Origin of the sequence: Streptomyces hazeniae (assembly GCF_031845485.1) — a bacterium.
Lineage (GTDB): Bacteria > Actinomycetota > Actinomycetes > Streptomycetales > Streptomycetaceae > Streptomyces > Streptomyces hazeniae.
On record NZ_JAVREQ010000001.1, the window covers coordinates 232,961 to 248,350 of the forward strand.

At 73.1% G+C, this 15,390-nt stretch carries 19 protein-coding genes; 14 read left to right on the forward strand and 5 right to left on the reverse strand.

Annotated elements, in window-relative coordinates:
• Nucleotides 1–83 precede the first annotated feature (83 nt).
• A complete protein-coding gene (locus tag RM572_RS01275; protein ID WP_027763809.1) occupies nucleotides 84–347 on the reverse strand; it encodes a chaplin in 264 nt (87 codons plus the stop codon).
• Nucleotides 348–614: 267 nt separating this feature from the next.
• Complete coding sequence (locus tag RM572_RS01280; RefSeq protein ID WP_311671396.1) at nucleotides 615–1,139, reverse strand: hypothetical protein; 525 nt, start codon at nucleotides 1,137–1,139, stop codon at nucleotides 615–617.
• Nucleotides 1,140–1,294: 155 nt separating this feature from the next.
• Here RM572_RS01280 and pnuC point away from each other — a divergent pair, with 155 nt between their 5' ends.
• The 10 genes from pnuC to RM572_RS01330 all read left to right on the forward strand — a co-directional run bounded on the left by pnuC (nucleotide 1,295) and on the right by RM572_RS01330 (nucleotide 9,503).
• Nucleotides 1,295–1,966 carry a nicotinamide riboside transporter PnuC gene (gene pnuC, locus RM572_RS01285; protein WP_027763807.1) on the forward strand — a complete coding sequence of 224 codons (672 nt, stop codon included), beginning with the start codon at nucleotides 1,295–1,297 and terminating at the stop codon, nucleotides 1,964–1,966.
• A complete protein-coding gene (locus RM572_RS01290; protein ID WP_311671397.1) occupies nucleotides 1,963–3,063 on the forward strand; it encodes an AAA family ATPase in 1,101 nt (366 codons plus the stop codon). The genes pnuC and RM572_RS01290 overlap by 4 nt, the downstream gene beginning before the upstream one ends.
• Before the next feature lie 65 nt (nucleotides 3,064–3,128).
• Nucleotides 3,129–3,890 (forward strand): alpha/beta hydrolase, encoded by a 762-nt coding sequence (locus tag RM572_RS01295; protein ID WP_311671398.1) that lies wholly within the window; start codon nucleotides 3,129–3,131, stop codon nucleotides 3,888–3,890.
• A 163-nt stretch (nucleotides 3,891–4,053) separates the two neighbouring features.
• Nucleotides 4,054–5,064, forward strand: coding sequence for a LacI family DNA-binding transcriptional regulator (locus RM572_RS01300; RefSeq protein WP_311671399.1), 1,011 nt, complete (start codon nucleotides 4,054–4,056; stop codon nucleotides 5,062–5,064).
• Nucleotides 5,064–6,023, forward strand: coding sequence for a ribokinase (locus RM572_RS01305; RefSeq protein ID WP_311671400.1), 960 nt, complete (start codon nucleotides 5,064–5,066; stop codon nucleotides 6,021–6,023). Before RM572_RS01300 ends, RM572_RS01305 begins: the two co-directional genes overlap by 1 nt.
• Complete coding sequence (locus tag RM572_RS01310) at nucleotides 6,024–6,530, forward strand: RpiB/LacA/LacB family sugar-phosphate isomerase (protein ID WP_311671401.1); 507 nt, start codon at nucleotides 6,024–6,026, stop codon at nucleotides 6,528–6,530.
• Nucleotides 6,530–7,981, forward strand: coding sequence for an Nramp family divalent metal transporter (locus tag RM572_RS01315; RefSeq protein WP_311671402.1), 1,452 nt, complete (start codon nucleotides 6,530–6,532; stop codon nucleotides 7,979–7,981). Before RM572_RS01310 ends, RM572_RS01315 begins: the two co-directional genes overlap by 1 nt.
• Nucleotides 7,982–7,992: 11 nt before the next feature.
• Nucleotides 7,993–8,379 (forward strand): hypothetical protein, encoded by a 387-nt coding sequence (locus RM572_RS01320; protein ID WP_311671403.1) that lies wholly within the window; start codon nucleotides 7,993–7,995, stop codon nucleotides 8,377–8,379.
• A 1-nt stretch (nucleotide 8,380) separates the two neighbouring features.
• Nucleotides 8,381–9,226, forward strand: coding sequence for an NAD(P)-dependent oxidoreductase (locus tag RM572_RS01325; RefSeq protein ID WP_311671404.1), 846 nt, complete (start codon nucleotides 8,381–8,383; stop codon nucleotides 9,224–9,226).
• A 55-nt stretch (nucleotides 9,227–9,281) separates the two neighbouring features.
• Nucleotides 9,282–9,503 (forward strand): hypothetical protein, encoded by a 222-nt coding sequence (locus RM572_RS01330; protein WP_027763801.1) that lies wholly within the window; start codon nucleotides 9,282–9,284, stop codon nucleotides 9,501–9,503.
• Here RM572_RS01330 and RM572_RS01335 read toward each other — a convergent pair.
• Complete coding sequence (locus RM572_RS01335; RefSeq protein WP_311671405.1) at nucleotides 9,472–9,957, reverse strand: GNAT family N-acetyltransferase; 486 nt, start codon at nucleotides 9,955–9,957, stop codon at nucleotides 9,472–9,474. The two genes, RM572_RS01330 and RM572_RS01335, sit on opposite strands and share 32 nt — an antisense overlap.
• A 126-nt stretch (nucleotides 9,958–10,083) precedes the next feature.
• On the opposite strand from RM572_RS01335, the gene RM572_RS01340 reads away from it, so the two are divergent.
• The 3 genes from RM572_RS01340 to RM572_RS01350 are packed head-to-tail and all read left to right on the forward strand — an operon-like array spanning nucleotide 10,084 to nucleotide 11,046.
• Nucleotides 10,084–10,380 carry a hypothetical protein gene (locus tag RM572_RS01340; protein WP_311671406.1) on the forward strand — a complete coding sequence of 99 codons (297 nt, stop codon included), beginning with the start codon at nucleotides 10,084–10,086 and terminating at the stop codon, nucleotides 10,378–10,380.
• A gap of 2 nt (nucleotides 10,381–10,382) precedes the next feature.
• Entirely contained in the window at nucleotides 10,383–10,781 is a 399-nt protein-coding gene (locus RM572_RS01345; RefSeq protein WP_311671809.1) for a PIN domain-containing protein, read from the forward strand.
• Between the two features lie 55 nt (nucleotides 10,782–10,836).
• Entirely contained in the window at nucleotides 10,837–11,046 is a 210-nt protein-coding gene (locus RM572_RS01350) for a DUF397 domain-containing protein (protein ID WP_311671407.1), read from the forward strand.
• A gap of 18 nt (nucleotides 11,047–11,064) precedes the next feature.
• Here RM572_RS01350 and RM572_RS01355 read toward each other — a convergent pair whose 3' ends face one another.
• Both RM572_RS01355 and RM572_RS01360 read right to left on the reverse strand, forming a co-directional pair.
• Nucleotides 11,065–11,511 carry a PIN domain-containing protein gene (locus RM572_RS01355; protein ID WP_311671408.1) on the reverse strand — a complete coding sequence of 149 codons (447 nt, stop codon included), beginning with the start codon at nucleotides 11,509–11,511 and terminating at the stop codon, nucleotides 11,065–11,067.
• Nucleotides 11,508–11,750 carry a type II toxin-antitoxin system Phd/YefM family antitoxin gene (locus RM572_RS01360; protein WP_027763795.1) on the reverse strand — a complete coding sequence of 81 codons (243 nt, stop codon included), beginning with the start codon at nucleotides 11,748–11,750 and terminating at the stop codon, nucleotides 11,508–11,510. Before RM572_RS01360 ends, RM572_RS01355 begins: the two co-directional genes overlap by 4 nt.
• 208 nt (nucleotides 11,751–11,958) lie before the next feature.
• Between RM572_RS01360 and RM572_RS01365 the strand changes: the two genes are divergently transcribed.
• Complete coding sequence (locus tag RM572_RS01365; RefSeq protein WP_311671409.1) at nucleotides 11,959–15,336, forward strand: pyruvate carboxylase; 3,378 nt, start codon at nucleotides 11,959–11,961, stop codon at nucleotides 15,334–15,336.
• Nucleotides 15,337–15,390 lie beyond the last annotated feature (54 nt).

Here is a 15,390-nt window from a genome sequence, read left to right on the forward strand (position 1 = left end):
GCTCTCTCCCCCAGCACGGCCCCGGGCGGGGCGCCGGTCGTCACCGGCGCCCCGCCCGGGTCGTTCGTCCCGCGAGGGGACGGTCAGTAGCTGCCGCCGTCGTCGTGGCCGCCGTTGACGCACACGTTGCCGAACGCGGGGTTCAGCAGGCCGATCACGCTGACGGTGTTGCCGCAGACGTTGACCGGGATGTGGATCGGGACCTGGACGACGTTGCCGGACAGCACACCGGGCGAGCCGACGGCCGCGCCCTGCGTGCCGCTGTCCGCGACGGCGCCTCCGGCGCCGGCGAGGATCACGGCGCCGGAGGCAACGGCGATGGAGGCGGCCTTCGCCAGACGTGTCATGCTGCACAGTCCTTTCGCAGAAATCGCTTGATGCGCGGGAACGCGCGCGGCCCCGGACTCCGTCGGCCCGACGAACTCCGTTGCCGTGACGGCCGGTTGACCCGGCCACCACGCATGCTTCGCGGCCCGGCCGCTCCCGGAGGGGCATCGGCCCCTACCGCCACTCTTTCGGGTGACGATCACCACCCGCGCGTGGAGTCGGACGAACATCTCTGCGGATCATCAGATGCTTCTGCGCGGTCCTGTGCGGTCCTGTGCGGCGGGTGTTCAGTCGCAGCCGATCCCGTCGCCGTCCCGGTCCAGGTCGTGCGGGTCGCCGGGCCCGACCACGACGGGACCCGGCAGGTCCGAGCAGTCGACGTCCGGGCCGGGGCCGGGCGCCGCCGGGAGCCCGGCGCCGCCGTCGTCGGCGGGCGGGGCGACGGCCGCCTCCTCCCGGACCGTCTCGGTCACCTTCACCTCGACCTTCTTCGTCCGGGTCTCGGTGACGGTGGGCGCGGGTTCGGGCTCCGCGGTGACCGTCGCCGTGGCGGTGACCGTCGGTCCGGCCTCGACGGTCGCCGCCGCGGCGTCGCCTCCGCTCCCCTGCCCTTCCTCGCTCGCGGCCATCAGCAGCCCGGTGCAGGAGAAGGTGCCGAACCAGACGCCCGCGACCACGACCCAGAACTTCGCCCGGCGCCGCATCGGGCCGTTCGCGCCCGGCCGGCCGCCCGGCCGAGCCGGCGGCGGCGGCCCGAACGGCCCTCCCCGCCCGCCCGTTCCGCCCGTTCCGCCCGCATAGGGATGTGTCATCTGCGGCTCCCCGCACTCGGTGGCGACGCTGTGTCGACAGCGTGATGACGAGGTGACGGCCGAACGCCCCGGGAGGTTGTGGCCGCTGCCGGAATCCCCTTGCCGCGACCCCCGGACCCCGTTATCGTCACTGTGACATTTAAGGAGGTCGACGCGTGGACGTCGCGGACCTGCTCGCCCCGCTCCAGCAGCCCCTCTTCACCCTGCTGGACACCCCCGTCAGCTGGGTCGAGGTGCTCGGCTTCGGCAGCGGCGCGCTGTGCGTGTGGCTCGTCGCCCGGCAGCACATCGCCAACTGGCCGATCGGCATCGCCAACAACCTGTTCTTCATCCTGCTGTTCGCCGGAGCCGGCCTGTACGCCGACGCGGGACTCCAGGTCGTCTACATCGCCCTCGCCCTGTACGGCTGGTGGGCCTGGCTGCGGGGCGGGCCGGAGGCGGCGGCCGGACGGCTGCCGGTGAGCCGCACCGACGCCCGCACCTGGTGGGTGCTGGCACCCGCGACGCTCGCGGTCACCGCGCTGCTCACGCTGTGGCTGGCCCGTTCGACCGACTCCACCGTGCCCTTCTGGGACGCCCTGACCACCGCGCTCTCACTGGCCGCCACCTACGGGCAGTGCCGCAAGAAGCTGGAGTCCTGGTACCTGTGGATCGCGGCCGACGTCGTCTACGTCCCGCTCTACGCCTACAAGGGCCTCCACCTCACCGCGCTGCTGTACGTCGGCTTCATGATCCTGTGCGTCGTCGGCCTGCGCAGCTGGCGTGCCGAGTGGACCGCGGCCCGGACGGGCCCCGCCCCGGCCGCGCCGCTCGGGGCGGCGGCGTGAGCCGGGGCGCCGCAGGGGAGTTCGCGCACGGGCTGGTGCTGGGCAAGTTCTACCCGCCGCACGCCGGCCACCACCACCTCGTGCGCACGGCCGCCGCGCGCTGCCGGCGGCTGACCGTGCTCGTGTGCGCGTCGTCCGTGGAGTCGGTCCCCCTGGCCCGCCGCGTGGCCTGGATGCGCGAGGTGCACCCCGAGCCGCACGTGCGGATCGTCGGCACGGTCGACGACGTGCCCGTCGACTACACCGACGACGCGGTCTGGGACGCACACATGGCCGTCTTCCGCGCCGCCGTGCCCGAGCCGGTGGACGCGGTCTTCACCTCCGAGCCGTACGGCGCCGAGCTCGGCCGCCGCTTCGGCGCCGCGGCCGTGACCGTGGACCTCGACCGCACGACGTACCCCGTCTCGGGAACGGCCGTGCGCAAGGACCCGGTGGGCAACTGGCACCACCTCGCCGCGCCCGTCCGTGCGGCACTGGCCCGCCGCGTGGTCGTCGTCGGGGCCGAGTCCACCGGCACGACCACCCTGGCCCGCGCCCTCGCCGTGCACTTCCGGGCCCGGGGCGGCGTCTGGGCGGACACCCGGTGGGTGCCGGAGTACGGGCGCCGGTACAGCGAGGAGAAGTTCGCCCGCCTCCGCGCCGCCCGCCCCGGCGCCGGCTTCGCCGACGTCCCGTGGCACTCGGACGAGTTCGTCGCCGTCGCCGAGCGCCAGCTCGCCGACGAGGAGACCGCCGCGCGCACCGGCTCCCCCGTCCTCTTCTGCGACACCGACGCGCTGGCCACCACCGTCTGGCACGAGCGGTACCTCGGTCACCGCGATCCGCGGGTGGCCGCCGTCGCCGCCCGCGGTGACCACGAACTGTGGCTGCTCACCGACCACACCGGCGTGCCCTTCGAGGACGACGGCCTCCGCGACGGCGCGCATCTGCGCGCCTGGATGACCGCCCGCTTCCGCGCCGAACTGACCTCGCGCGACCTCCCGTACGTGCTCCTCACCGGCCCGCACGAACGGCGGCTGGGCGCCGCCGTGGAAGCGGTGGACCGGCTCCTGGCCAGGCCGTGGCACTTCACCGACCCGCTGCCGGTGCACGGCTGACAGGGCACGCCCCGGGAGGGGCACCGCGACCCGAACCGTCCGCGGACGCTGGTAGCTTCGCCCGCATGAGTGCGACGGCAGAGGTGCGGCAGGGCGTCGTGTACGGACCGAGCGGGAAGGCGCTGGACGTCCACCGTCCGGTCCGGATGTCCTCGCCGGTGCCGGTGGTGCTGCTGTGGCACGGACGCGGGCCGGACGAGCGGGACGTGCTCGCGCCGCTCGCGGGCGCGATCGCCGCGCACGGTCTGCTCGTCGCCGTGCCGGACTGGCGCCCGGACGCCCCCGACGGCGGCTGGGCCCACCTGTCGGAGTCGGTGCGCTTCACGCGGGAGCACGCGGAGACCTACGGCGGCGACGCGGACCGGATCGTGCTGGCCGGGTGGTCGCTGGGGGCGCTCGCCGGGGCCGGCGTGACGTTGCGGCCCGAGCGGGTCGGCGGGTGGCGGCCGTCCGCGTTCGTCGGCATCGCCGGCCGGTACACCGTGGGCAAGCCGGAGTTGGGCATGCCCCGCTCCGCGGTGGCGGAGGTGTCGGCGGGTGCGGCGCTCCCCGCGGGCCCCGTCGAACTCGTGCACGGCGCCGGCGACGTGACCGTGCCGCCGGAGGAGTCGCGCCGCTTCCGGGACGTGCTCGCGGCGCACGGCCACGAGGTCGTCCTGACCGAGCCGGACGCGGACCACGCGGGCGTGCTGGGCACAGCGTACGATCCGGCGCGCGACCGCTGCGTACCCGCCCACGACGAGGCCGCGACCCGGGGCCTGCGGGCGAGCGCGGCCGCGGTGGCACGTGCGGCAGGCGTCGCGCCGGGCCCCCGGCCGGCTCACTGACGGCAACCTCACGAGGCGGTAACCCCGCGGACGGAAGTCTTGACGGCGGTGGGCAGGGACTCTAACTTCTCCGCATGCAAACGTTTGACCAAGATCTCTGGACTTTCTGCGCAAACGATTGTCCAACACGCGGGTCCGCCGCGCCCCTCCCGGTGCACCGCACGTGGTGACCATCCGGGACGTCGCCGCCGAGGCGGGCGTCTCCATCACCACCGTCTCCCGGGCGCTCAACGAGAGCGGCCGGGTGGGACGCGCGACCCGCGAACGGGTGCTGAACGCCGCCCGCCGGCTGGGCTACGAGCCGAACGACCTGGCCCGCAGCCTGCACGGCAAGGCGACCGGCACGATCGCGGTGCTCGTCCCCGACATCACCAACCCCTTCTTCCCCGAACTCGTCAAGGGGGTGCAGGAGGTCGCCACGGCGCACCAGAAGCTGCTGCTGCTCTGCCAGACCTCCGAGGACAGCGAGATCGCGGTGCAGGAGCTGCTGCACCTGCGGCGCAAGCGGGTGGACGGGGTGGTCCTGGTCGGCGGACTGGCCGCCAGCGAGCAGCTGGACGCGGCCCTCGCCGGGCTGCCGGTCGTCGCCGTGGACCGGGACACGACCGTCGACGGCTCCCGGGTGGTGCGCAGCGACCACCGGCGTGGCGGACGGCTGGCGACCGAGCACCTCATAGAGCTGGGCCACGAGCACATCGCGCACGTCCGCGGCCCCGCCCACCTCTCCGTGGCGCAGGACCGGCACGACGGCTACCGGGAGGCGCTGGAGGAGGCCGGGCTGCCGTACGACGCGTCCCTGGTCGTCGAGGGCGGCTTCCTGGAGGAGGGCGGCTACGACGGGCTGCGCGCGCTGCGCCGCCGCCGGCGCCCGTTCACGGCCGTGTTCTGCGGCAACGACCTGATGGCCATCGGGGCGCTGCGCGCCCTGGAGGACGTCGGCCTCGCCGTGCCGGACGAGGTGAGCGTCGTCGGCTTCGACGACATCCACCTGGCGTCGTACCTGCGGCCCGGCCTGACGACCGTGCACCAGCCGATCCAGACCCTCGGCCGCCGGGCGGCCGCCCTGCTCATCGGGAGCGCCATGAACGACGAACAGCCGGCGAGCGAGGTGCTCGACGTGCACATCGTGCGGCGGCAGACCACCGCACGCCACCGCCGTACGGAGGTGCGCTGATGGGCTCCGTGACGGTGCTCGGCAGCCTGAACGTCGACCTCGTCACGAGCGTGCCGCGGCTGCCCGGGCGCGGGGAGACGGTCGCCGGCGGGCGGCTGCACCGGCTGCCGGGCGGCAAGGGCGCCAACCAGGCGGTGGCGTGCGCCCGCGCGGGCGCGACGGTCCGGATGGTCGGCGCCGTCGGCACCGACGAGGGCGGGGACCTGCTGCTGCGGGCACTGGCCCGGGAGGGCGTGGACACCACCGCCGTCCGGCGGCCGGCGGACGTGGCCACCGGAACGGCCACGATCCTCGTCGAGGACGGCGGGGAGAACATGATCGCCGTCACGACCGGCGCCAACGGGCACCTCGGGGACGAGGACACGGTCGCCGCCTGCGACCGGCTCGGACCCGGCGACGTGCTGCTGCTGCAGTGCGAGGTGCCGCTCGACGTGGTGCGCCGGGCCGGACGGCTGGCGGCGGCCCGCGGTGCGACGGTGGTGCTCAACGCGGCGCCCGCGCCGCCGCCGGACGCACTCGGCCTGCCGCTGCCGGAACTCGACGTGCTGCTGGTCAACGAGCACGAGGCCCGCCTGCTGGCCTCCGCCGGGACCGGGGGCGAGGGTGAGGGCGAGCCGGGGGCGGACTCCGCCGAGGGCGCGGCCCGCGCGCTGGCCGCTCGCAACGGCTGCCTCGTCGTCGCCACCCTCGGCGCCCGCGGCGCCCTGGCGACGCGGGGCGGCGCACCGGAGGTCTTTCCCGCACCACGGGTGGACGCCACCGACACCGTGGGAGCCGGGGACGCCTTCGCCGGCTACCTCGCCGCCGCCCTCGCCCGGGGAGCCGACCCGCACGCGGCGATCACCACGGCGGTCCTCGCGGCCTCCCTCGCGGTCACCCGCCCGGGGGCCCAGGAGGCCATGCCCCGGCACGACGAAGTGTGCAGCATCCGCAACACACCCTCCCCGGAAGGAGCCTGAATGCGCATCACCCTGGGCAACGACCACTGCGGTCTCGGCCTCAAGGACCACGTCAAGGAGGTGCTGGACCGGATGGGCGTCGAGGTGACCGACGTCGGCACGCACACCGCGGACCCGGTCGACTTCCCCGACATCACCCGCCTGGTGTGCGACCCGGTCCGGCGCGGGGAGGCGGACCGCGGCGTGCTGCTCTGCGGGACGGGCGTGGGCGCGTGCATCGCCGCCAACAAGATCCCCGGCATCCGCGCGGCCCTGTGCCACGACACCTTCTGCGCCCACCAGAGCGTCGAGCACGACGACGTCAACGTGCTCGCCATGGGCGCCTGGATCATCGGCCCGGTCACGGCCGAGGAGGTCCTGCGCAGCTACCTGAACGCCACCTTCAGCACCGAGGAGCACTTCCGCCGGCGCGTCGACAAGCTCCACCGCATGGAGCTGGACGGCGCCCGGGAACTGACCACCGCCACCGCAGACCCGCACCCACCCGCACCACGGAGTGATGCCTGATGACGGACCAGCAGGCGACCGCCGCCGGCGAGACCCTCACCTATCCCGAACCGCCGCCACGGCTGCGCAGACGCCTCACCCTGGTGGGAGCGGTCGGCGTCCTCGGCCCCGGCGCGATCATCGCCTCCGCCAACATCGGCAGCGGCGAGATGATCTTCGCCTCGCGCGGCGGCTCCATATTCGGCTACACGCTCATCTGGGCGTTCGTCGTCGCCGCCGTCACCAAGGCGGCGCTGGCGTACTCGATGAACCGCTACATGGTCGTGGCCGGCGAACACCCGATGACCCGCTGGGCGACGGTCTTCCCCGGCCCGCGCGGCTGGTTCCCCCTCGTCTTCGGCGCCACCTCGATCGCGGTGATCCCCTCCTGGGTCAGCGGCCTGGGCCTGGGCATCGGCGACCTGATCGCCGAGACGGGCATCGGCACCGGGGCGCTGTGGGCGTCCCTGCTGATCGTCCTGTCCGCCGTCCTGTCGTGGGTGGGCGGCTACGCGAAGCTGGAGATGGCGCAGACCGTCATCGTCGGCTTCATGCTGCTCGCCGTCGCGATCAGCGTGGTGGTGCTGCAACCGGACTGGCTGAGCGCGCTGAAAGGTTTCTTCCCGAGCGTTCCCGAGTACGCCGGCTGGCTCCGGGCCGACTACCCGGAGATCGCGGAGCGTTCGGTGTGGCTGGAGATCGGCGCCTACCTCGGCGCGATCGGCGGCGGCACGTACGACTACATCGGCTACACCGGCATGCTCCGTGAGAAGAAGTGGGGCCTGCTCGCCCACCGCCAGGTGCACGCCTTCAGCGAGCGCTACGAGGACGCCGGGCGCGGCGGCAGGCAACTGCCGCTGTCCGCCGACCCGGAGGAGGCGCAGAAGGCCCGGGCCTGGTCCCGTGCGCCGATGGGAGATGCGCTCCTGTCCTTCTCCGCGATCACCGTCTTCGCCATCATGTTCATGATGAACGGCGCGTCGCTGCTGTCGGAGTCCCGCAAGGTACCCGACGGGCAGCAGACCCTCACCCACCAGGCCGGGTTCCTCACCGCCGTCCACCCCATGTTCGAGTACCTGTACTTCGTCGCCGTCTTCTTCGCCTTCTTCGGCTCGCTGTACGCCTTCTGGGAGATGTACAGCTACACCGCCTACGAAAGCCTCGGCGCGGTGTCGGAGAAGGTGCGCCTGGCCGGGCAGCGTGCCGTCCGCCCGTACCTGTACGTCTACCTGCTCGCCGCCTCGCTGCTGCTGGTGTGGACGATCGGCGAGGTCGTCGTCATCGTCACCCCGGCGTCCGTCCTCGGCGGCCTGCTGATGAGCGGCGTGTTCTGCCTGGCCCTGGTGTGGACGGAGAAGAAGGTGCTGCCCAAGCAGTACCGGCTCGGCACCGCGGCACGCTGGTGGGTGATCCTCTCGGGTCTCTTCCTGGCCTTCCTCGGCTGCGTCTCGACCTGGCAGCTCTTCGCGTAGGGAGAACAACGATGACGATCCGTCCCGGAAGTGCCGTCGCGGCCGCGTGCCTCGTCCTGCTGTCCGTCCTGCGCTTCAGCGAGCAGGCGTACGGCCTCGCGGCGCTCTTCGCCCTCCTCGCCCTGATCGCCCTGGCCTTCGGTGCCCGCACGCCCCGCACCACGCCGTCGGCCTCGGCCGCGCCCCCGCCCACCGAGGCCGTTCGCGCGGCGGCGGCGCACGACCGCAACCACCGCACCTGGCGCACCATCGCCGTCTTCGGCCTGGCGGTGAGCGTGGTCGGCGCGTTCACCTTCCCGCCCATGGCGCTGGTGGTGGCCGCGCTGGCGGGGTACTCCGTCCTCCGGATGCGCCGGTCGCGGCGCTCCGCCCACCTCCTGGAAGGAACGATCAGCTGACATGAACGTCGGATTCGTCGGCCTCGGCAATCTGGGCCTGCCCCTCGTACGCACCCTGCTGCGCGGCGACTGGCCGGTGACGGTCTTCGACCCCGCCGCGGAGCGCGTCGCGGAGTGCGTCCGGGCCGGGGCCGCCGAAGCCGGCTCCCCCACCGGACTCGCCGACCGCGACCTGCTCGTGCTGGCCGTCCCCGACGACGCGGCGGTGAAGGGTGTGCTGAGCGGGCGCGACGGAGCGCTGGCCCGCATGGCGCCGGGCTCCGTCGTCGTCCTGCACAGCACGGTGCTGCCGCGCACGGCCGTCGCCCTCGCCGAGGAGGGCGCCCGGCACGGCGTCGGCGTGCTGGACGCGCCGGTGAGCGGCGGCCCCGAACGCGCCGGCACCGGCGACCTCACCGTCATGGTGGGCGGCGACGAGGAACACGTCGCCAGGGCCCGGCCCCTGCTGGAGACGGTCGGCTCGCACGTGCTGCACGTCGGGCCGCCCGGCGCCGGCTCGGCCGCCAAGCTCGCCAACCAGCTGATGATGTTCAGCGCACTGGCCGGCGCGCACGAGGCCCTCGCCCTGGCCGGCGCCTGCGGAGTGCCGGAGGACCACGTGCTGGAGATCGCCCGCACCGGCCTCGGCGACTCCTGGGTGGCCCGCAACTGGGGCTTCTTCGACCGGATGGCCGCCGACTACGACCGCGTGGGCACGCCGGTGAGCGAACGCTCGTGGAGCAAGGACCTGTGGGACGTGGTCGCCGCCGCCCGGGACACCGGTCTGCGGCTTCCGGTGGCCGGCCTGCTCTCCCAGCACCTCTCCGACGTGGTCGAGGACCACGCCCGCAGGGACGCGTCGTCCTAGCTCTCTGACACGCCCCTTCCCATGAGGCGGGGTGGAGGGCGCATACTGAGGGCCCATGACGAAGCCCACCGCGCCCCGGCGCCACCTCCCCACCAGTCCGTTCGCCCCCGCCGTCGTGGCGGCCGTCGAGGAGTACGCGGCCGGCGACCGCGTCTCGCACGACCGCTACGGCCTCGGCCGCGTCCTCAGCGTCGGCCACGACGACGCCCTGATCGTCGACTTCGGGTCGCATCAGGCCCGGATCGTCACCCCGTACAAGGGGATGGACAAGCTCTGACGGCGTCGAGCCTCCGCTCGAAGCACCAGGAACCGTCCACCCCGGCGTACGCCCCGAAGTTCGGGATGCGCCGATAGCCGGAGCGCTCGTAGAACCGGACGGCGGCAGGCTGTCCGTCGCCGGTCTCCAGCCGCAGCGCGGACCACCCCTGCCCCCGCGCCCCTTCTTCGAGCGCGGTCAGTACGCCGTCCGCCACGCCCGTTCCGCGCGCCTCCGGCACCACGTACATGCGCTTCACGTCGCCGATCCCGTCGCCGAGGGCGCGCAGACCGCCGCAGCCGACCGGCCGCGCGTCGTCGTCCCACGCCACGAAGAACGCGACGACGTCCGCCGCGGTCGGCGGCGTCCCGGGTTCGCTGTCCGGTCTGTCGCAGAGCGCCGCGATCTCCGCGCGCTGCCCCGCCCGCAGCGCCTCCGCGTCCGGGTGCGCCCCTGCCACCTGCCTGATCCTCACGCCCCCGCACTGTGCCCGGCGGTCGTTTCACCGGCGTGAACATCGCGTTCCGACGGTTCACCCGTTCGCAGGAAATCCGCTGGTCGCAGGCATCTCGGGGACTCTTCGTCCGGTATGGTCAACGGTATGGCAACCAAGAAGTACACCGTGACCCTCCCCGAGGAGCTCGCCGAGGCCATCCGCGCCGAGGTCGGCACCGGCGGCTTCAGCCGCTACGTCACGCAGGCCATAGAGCGCCAGCACGAACGCGACCGGCTGAACGAGGCCGTGGACTGGTGGGAGTCCGAGTACGGCGAGGTCACCGAGGCGGAGATGAGCGAAGCCGAGGCCGAGCGTCGGGAGATCGAGCGTATGCACGCCGAGCGCGCCCGGGCCCGGCATGCCGACGACCACGCTCCCGTCGCACACGAGAAGGCGGCGTGACGGTGCGCGGAGAGGTGACGTACCTGCTCGACTGCGAAGGTCTCTCCCAGTGGGTTTCCGGCGACCGCCGCATGGGCCTGCGACTCAAGGACGCCGCCAAGGCGGACATTCGCGTACTGACCACGTCCATGACGCTGATCGAGGCGTACGACATGAAGACCTACCGCCCCGCCTGGCACCGGGCGCTCTCCCGCCTCCACGTCGAACCGGTCACCGAGACCGTCGCCAAGGAAGCGGTCGAACTCCTCCGCGAAGCAGGACTGCACGGCCACAAGTACGCCATCGACGCCGCGCTGGCCGCCGTCGCCCTCCGCCAGCCCGGCCCCGTCACGGTCTTCACCTCCGACGAGGACGACATGCGCAAGCTCTGCGGCGAACGCGCCGTCGTCGTGAAGCTCTGACCGTGTACGCGCCGCGCGTACGAACCCGTCTCATCGAGCGTCTGTCAGGAGAGGCATGAGCAGCATCACGGTGGAGCCGAGCCACTTGCGCCGGGTGAAGAGCAGCCACAGCGGTTCGGACGGCGGCGACTGTGTCGAGGTCGCCGCCACGCCCGGCGCGGTCCACGTGCGCGACTCCAAGGACCACCACGGCCCCCGGCTCCGCTTCCCCGCCCGCGGTTGGTCCGCCTTCCTCTCCTACGCGGGGCGGCACACGGCCGCCTGAGCCGGCCCTCGCCGCCGCTCACAGGTCCTCGGGCAGCAGGCGGAAGGAGCTGTGGCCGGTCAGCGGGCGCATCATCCGGAAGTGGCGGTCCGTCGTGAACACGGCGTCCGTACGGTAGGCGGCGGCCAGGGCCACGTTCATCGCGTCGGCGAGCCCGACGCCGCGGCCCTGGTCGGCGTCTCGGTAGCCCTGCATGACGGCGACGGCGGTTCCGACGTGCGGTGCCACGTCGGCGATCTCGAAGCGCTTCAACGCCGCGTAGCGTTCCACGAAGCGGAGTGCCGCCACGGCCTTGTCCGCCCCTGACCGCTGGGAGATCAGGTAGTCGAGCTCCCCCAGGACGAGAGGCGAGATGACGAGGTGGCCGATGGCGCCCAGCGCCTTGCGGTGGGCCTCGTGGCCGCTCAGCTTCGGGTCGAGCATCCGGTACAGCGCGTTGGTGTCCGCGACGGCGAGTTCGGTCACGAACCCATCCCTCGGAGCGTGTCGTCGATCTCGTCGTCGGTGAGGTCCGGCAGGTCCAGGTCGGGAAGCTCGATGTCTCCCATCGGACCGACGGGATGAGGCGGGACGTCCTCGGTGACGTAGGGGCGGACGGTCGCCACCGGGCGCCCGTTCTTCGTCACGGTGATCGTCTCGCCCGCTTCGGCAGCGGCCAGTATGCGGGAGGAGTGCTGGTTGAACTCGCGCGCCGTGGCTTCCATGTACTACATGGTAGTACATGGAAAGGTGCCACGTGCTCCCCTGAGGACGTCGACCCCTGCCGCGGCACCACCGGGAGCGGATGCCCAGCAGGCCGGACCGTATGCGCGGGTCACGGCGTGATGAATGGCACCGAGTGCCACCTGTTCCGGGGAAGGGTGTCACCCTCTACGATCTCGGCATCCGGTCCGGAAGAGAGCAGGGAGCCGTATGTTGCGCAAGGTGCTCGTGGCCAACCGGGGCGAGATCGCCATCAGGGCGTTCCGCGCCGCCTATGAGCTGGGCGTCTCGACCGTCGCCGTCTACCCGTACGAAGACCGCAACTCCCTGCACCGGGCCAAGGCGGACGAGGCGTACCAGATCGGCGAGCCCGGGCACCCCGTTCGGGCGTACCTGTCGGTGGACGAGGTGGTGAAGGCGGCCCGGAAGGCCGGCGCCGACGCCGTCTATCCCGGTTACGGCTTCCAGTCGGAGAACCCGGAGCTGGCGCAGGCCTGCGAGGACGCGGGCATCAAGTTCGTCGGCCCGCCCGCCCACGTGCTCCAGCTGACCGGGAACAAGGCGCGCGCCGTGGCGGCGGCCCGCGAGGCGGGCGTGAGCGTGCTGCGGTCGTCCGAGCCGTCCGCCGACGTGGACGCCCTCGTCGGGGCGGCCGACGACATCGGCTTCCCCGTCTTCGTGAAGGCCGTCGCCGGTGGCGGCGGGCGCGGCATGCGCCGCGTGGAGCAGCCCGAGAAGCTGCGCGAGTCCGTCGAGGCGGCGATGCGCGAGGCCGAGTCCGCCTTCGGCGACCCGACGGTCTTCCTCGAAGAGGCCGTGGTCAAGCCACGCCACATCGAGGTGCAGATCCTCGCCGACGCCTCCGGCGACGTCGTCCACCTCTACGAGCGCGACTGCTCCGTGCAGCGCCGCCACCAGAAGGTCGTGGAGATCGCCCCCGCGCAGAACCTCGACCCCGAGGTGCGGCAGCGGATCTGCGACGACGCGGTGGCGTTCGCCCGGCACATCGGCTACGTCAACGCCGGCACCGTGGAGTTCCTGCTGGACGAGCGCGGGCGGCACGTCTTCATCGAGATGAACCCGCGCATCCAGGTCGAGCACACCGTGACCGAGCAGGTCACCGGCCGCGACCTAGTCATCGCCCAGCTGCGCGTCGCGGCGGGCGCCACGCTGAACGAGCTGGGCTACACCCAAGACGCCATCCGCACGACCGGCGCCGCCCTGCAGTGCCGCATCACCACCGAGGACCCGGCGAACGGCTTCCGCCCCGACACCGGCTTCATCAGTGCCTACCGCTCCCCCGGCGGCCCCGGGGTGCGGCTGGACGGCGGCACCACCCACACCGGCGCCGAGACCAGCGCGCACTTCGACTCCATGCTGGTGAAGCTCACCTGCAACGGCGAGAGCTGGGAGACCGCCGTACGCCGTGCTCGGCGCGCCATCGCCGAGTTCCGCATCCGGGGCGTGGCCACGAACCTGCCGTTCCTCGCGTCCGTGCTGGACCACCCGGACTTCTCCGAGAGCCGGGTCACCACCTCCTTCATCGACGAGCACCCGGAGCTGCTGGAGGCCCGCAAGCCCGCCGACCGCGGCACCCGGCTGCTGCACTACCTGGCCGACGTGACCGTGAACCGCCCGCACGGCCCCCGCCCGCAGGTCGCCGACCCGGCGCTCAAGCTGCCCGCCGTCGACCTGAACGCGCCCGCCCCGGACGGCTCCCGGCAGCTGCTGCGCGAGCTGGGCCCGGAGCGGTTCGCGGAGCGGCTGCGACAGCAGAAGGCGGTGGCGGTCACCGACACCACGTTCCGCGACGCGCACCAGTCGCTGCTGGCCACCCGCGTGCGCACCCGCGACCTGCTGGCCGTCGCCCCGCACGTCGCGCGCATCGCGCCGCAGCTCCTCAGCCTGGAGTGCTGGGGCGGGGCGACGTACGACGTGGCGCTGCGCTTCCTCGCCGAGGACCCGTGGGAACGGCTCGCGGCCCTGCGCGAGGCCGCGCCCAACCTCTGCACCCAGATGCTGCTCCGCGGCCGCAACACCGTCGGCTACACGCCGTACCCCACGGAGGTCACCAGCGCCTTCGTCGCGGAGGCCGCGGCCACCGGCATGGACGTCTTCCGCATCTTCGACGCGCTCAACGACGTGTCGCAGATGCGCCCGGCGATCGACGCCGTGCGCGAGACCGGCACCTCGGTCGCGGAGGTCGCGCTCTGTTACACGGGGGATCTCTCCGACCCGTCCGAGCAGCTCTACACCCTCGACTACTACCTGCGGCTCGCCGAGGAGATCGTCGAGGCCGGGGCGCACGTGCTGGCCATCAAGGACATGGCCGGGCTGCTGCGCCCGCCGGCCGCACGGAAGCTCGTCACCGCGCTGCGCGAACGGTTCGACCTGCCGGTGCACCTGCACACCCACGACACGGCGGGCGGCCAGCTCGCCACCCTCATCACCGCCATCGACGCGGGCGTGGACGCGGTGGACGCCGCGGTGGCCTCGATGGCCGGCACGACCAGCCAGCCGTCGCTGTCGGCGCTGGTCGCGGCGACCGACCACACCGAACGGGCCACCGGACTGAACCTGGCCGCCGTCGGCGACCTGGAGCCGTACTGGGAGGCCGTCCGCAAGATCTACGCCCCCTTCGAGGCCGCACTGCCCTCCCCCACCGGGCGCGTGTACCAGCACGAGATCCCCGGCGGGCAGCTCTCCAACCTGCGCCAGCAGGCCATCGCGCTCGGGCTGGGCGACCGTTTCGAGCTGATCGAGGACTGCTACGCCGCCGCCGACCGGATGCTGGGCCGGCTGGTCAAGGTCACCCCGTCCTCCAAGGTCGTCGGCGACCTGGCGCTGCACCTGGTCGGCGCGGGCGTCGAACCGAAGGACTTCGAGTCCGACCCGGGGAAGTTCGACGTGCCGGACTCGGTGATCGGCTTCCTGCGCGGCGAGCTGGGCGACCCGCCCGGCGGCTGGCCCGAACCGTTCCGCACCCGCGCCCTCCAGGGCCGCAAGCCGGGCGCCGAGTCCGTGCCGCTGTCCGGGGAGGACCGCGACGGGCTGCGCGACGACCGGCCCGGCACGCTCAACCGGCTGCTCTTCCCCGGCCCGGACAAGGAGTTCCGCGAGCACCGCAGCTCCTACGGCGACACCTCGGTGCTCACCAGCAAGGACTTCTTCTTCGGCCTCGAACCGGACATCGAGCACACCGCCGAACTGGAGCCGGGCGTCACCCTGCTGATCCAGCTGGAGGCCATCTCCGAGCCGGACGAGACCGGTCACCGCACCGTCCTGACCACGCTCAACGGTCAGCTCCGCCCGGTGTCGGTCCGCGACCGGTCGGTGACCACGGACGTGAAGGTCGCGGAGAAGGCGGACACCTCCAACGACCGCCACATCGCCGCCCCGTTCGCGGGCGCGGTCACCCTCCAGGTCGCCGAGGGCGACGAGGTGACGGAGGGCGACACCGTCGCCACCATCGAGGCGATGAAGATGGAGGCCTCCATCACCGCCCAGCGCTCCGGCACCGTCTCCCGCCTCGCCATCGGCAAGGTCCAGCAGGTCGAGGGCGGCGACCTGCTGATCGAGCTGAACTGACCCGCACGGCCGGGGCACGGCGGGCCACCCGCCGCGCCCCGGCCGTCCACGCGA

What these genes read in the sequence shown, in the direction of transcription:
- RM572_RS01320 (WP_311671403.1), top strand. Translation starts at nt 7,993, where the DNA reads ATGACGATCCGTCCCGGAAGTGCCGTCGCGGCCGCGTGCCTCGTCCTG.
- RM572_RS01295 (WP_311671398.1), top strand. Translation starts at nt 3,129, where the DNA reads ATGAGTGCGACGGCAGAGGTGCGGCAGGGCGTCGTGTACGGACCGAGC.
- RM572_RS01275 (WP_027763809.1), bottom strand. Translation starts at nt 347, where the DNA reads ATGACACGTCTGGCGAAGGCCGCCTCCATCGCCGTTGCCTCCGGCGCC.
- RM572_RS01305 (WP_311671400.1), top strand. Translation starts at nt 5,064, where the DNA reads ATGGGCTCCGTGACGGTGCTCGGCAGCCTGAACGTCGACCTCGTCACG.
- RM572_RS01340 (WP_311671406.1), top strand. Translation starts at nt 10,084, where the DNA reads ATGGCAACCAAGAAGTACACCGTGACCCTCCCCGAGGAGCTCGCCGAG.
- RM572_RS01315 (WP_311671402.1), top strand. Translation starts at nt 6,530, where the DNA reads ATGACGGACCAGCAGGCGACCGCCGCCGGCGAGACCCTCACCTATCCC.
- RM572_RS01350 (WP_311671407.1), top strand. Translation starts at nt 10,837, where the DNA reads ATGAGCAGCATCACGGTGGAGCCGAGCCACTTGCGCCGGGTGAAGAGC.
- RM572_RS01365 (WP_311671409.1), top strand. Translation starts at nt 11,959, where the DNA reads ATGTTGCGCAAGGTGCTCGTGGCCAACCGGGGCGAGATCGCCATCAGG.
- RM572_RS01310 (WP_311671401.1), top strand. Translation starts at nt 6,024, where the DNA reads ATGCGCATCACCCTGGGCAACGACCACTGCGGTCTCGGCCTCAAGGAC.
- RM572_RS01325 (WP_311671404.1), top strand. Translation starts at nt 8,381, where the DNA reads ATGAACGTCGGATTCGTCGGCCTCGGCAATCTGGGCCTGCCCCTCGTA.
- RM572_RS01360 (WP_027763795.1), bottom strand. Translation starts at nt 11,750, where the DNA reads ATGGAAGCCACGGCGCGCGAGTTCAACCAGCACTCCTCCCGCATACTG.
- RM572_RS01280 (WP_311671396.1), bottom strand. Translation starts at nt 1,139, where the DNA reads ATGACACATCCCTATGCGGGCGGAACGGGCGGAACGGGCGGGCGGGGA.
- RM572_RS01330 (WP_027763801.1), top strand. Translation starts at nt 9,282, where the DNA reads ATGACGAAGCCCACCGCGCCCCGGCGCCACCTCCCCACCAGTCCGTTC.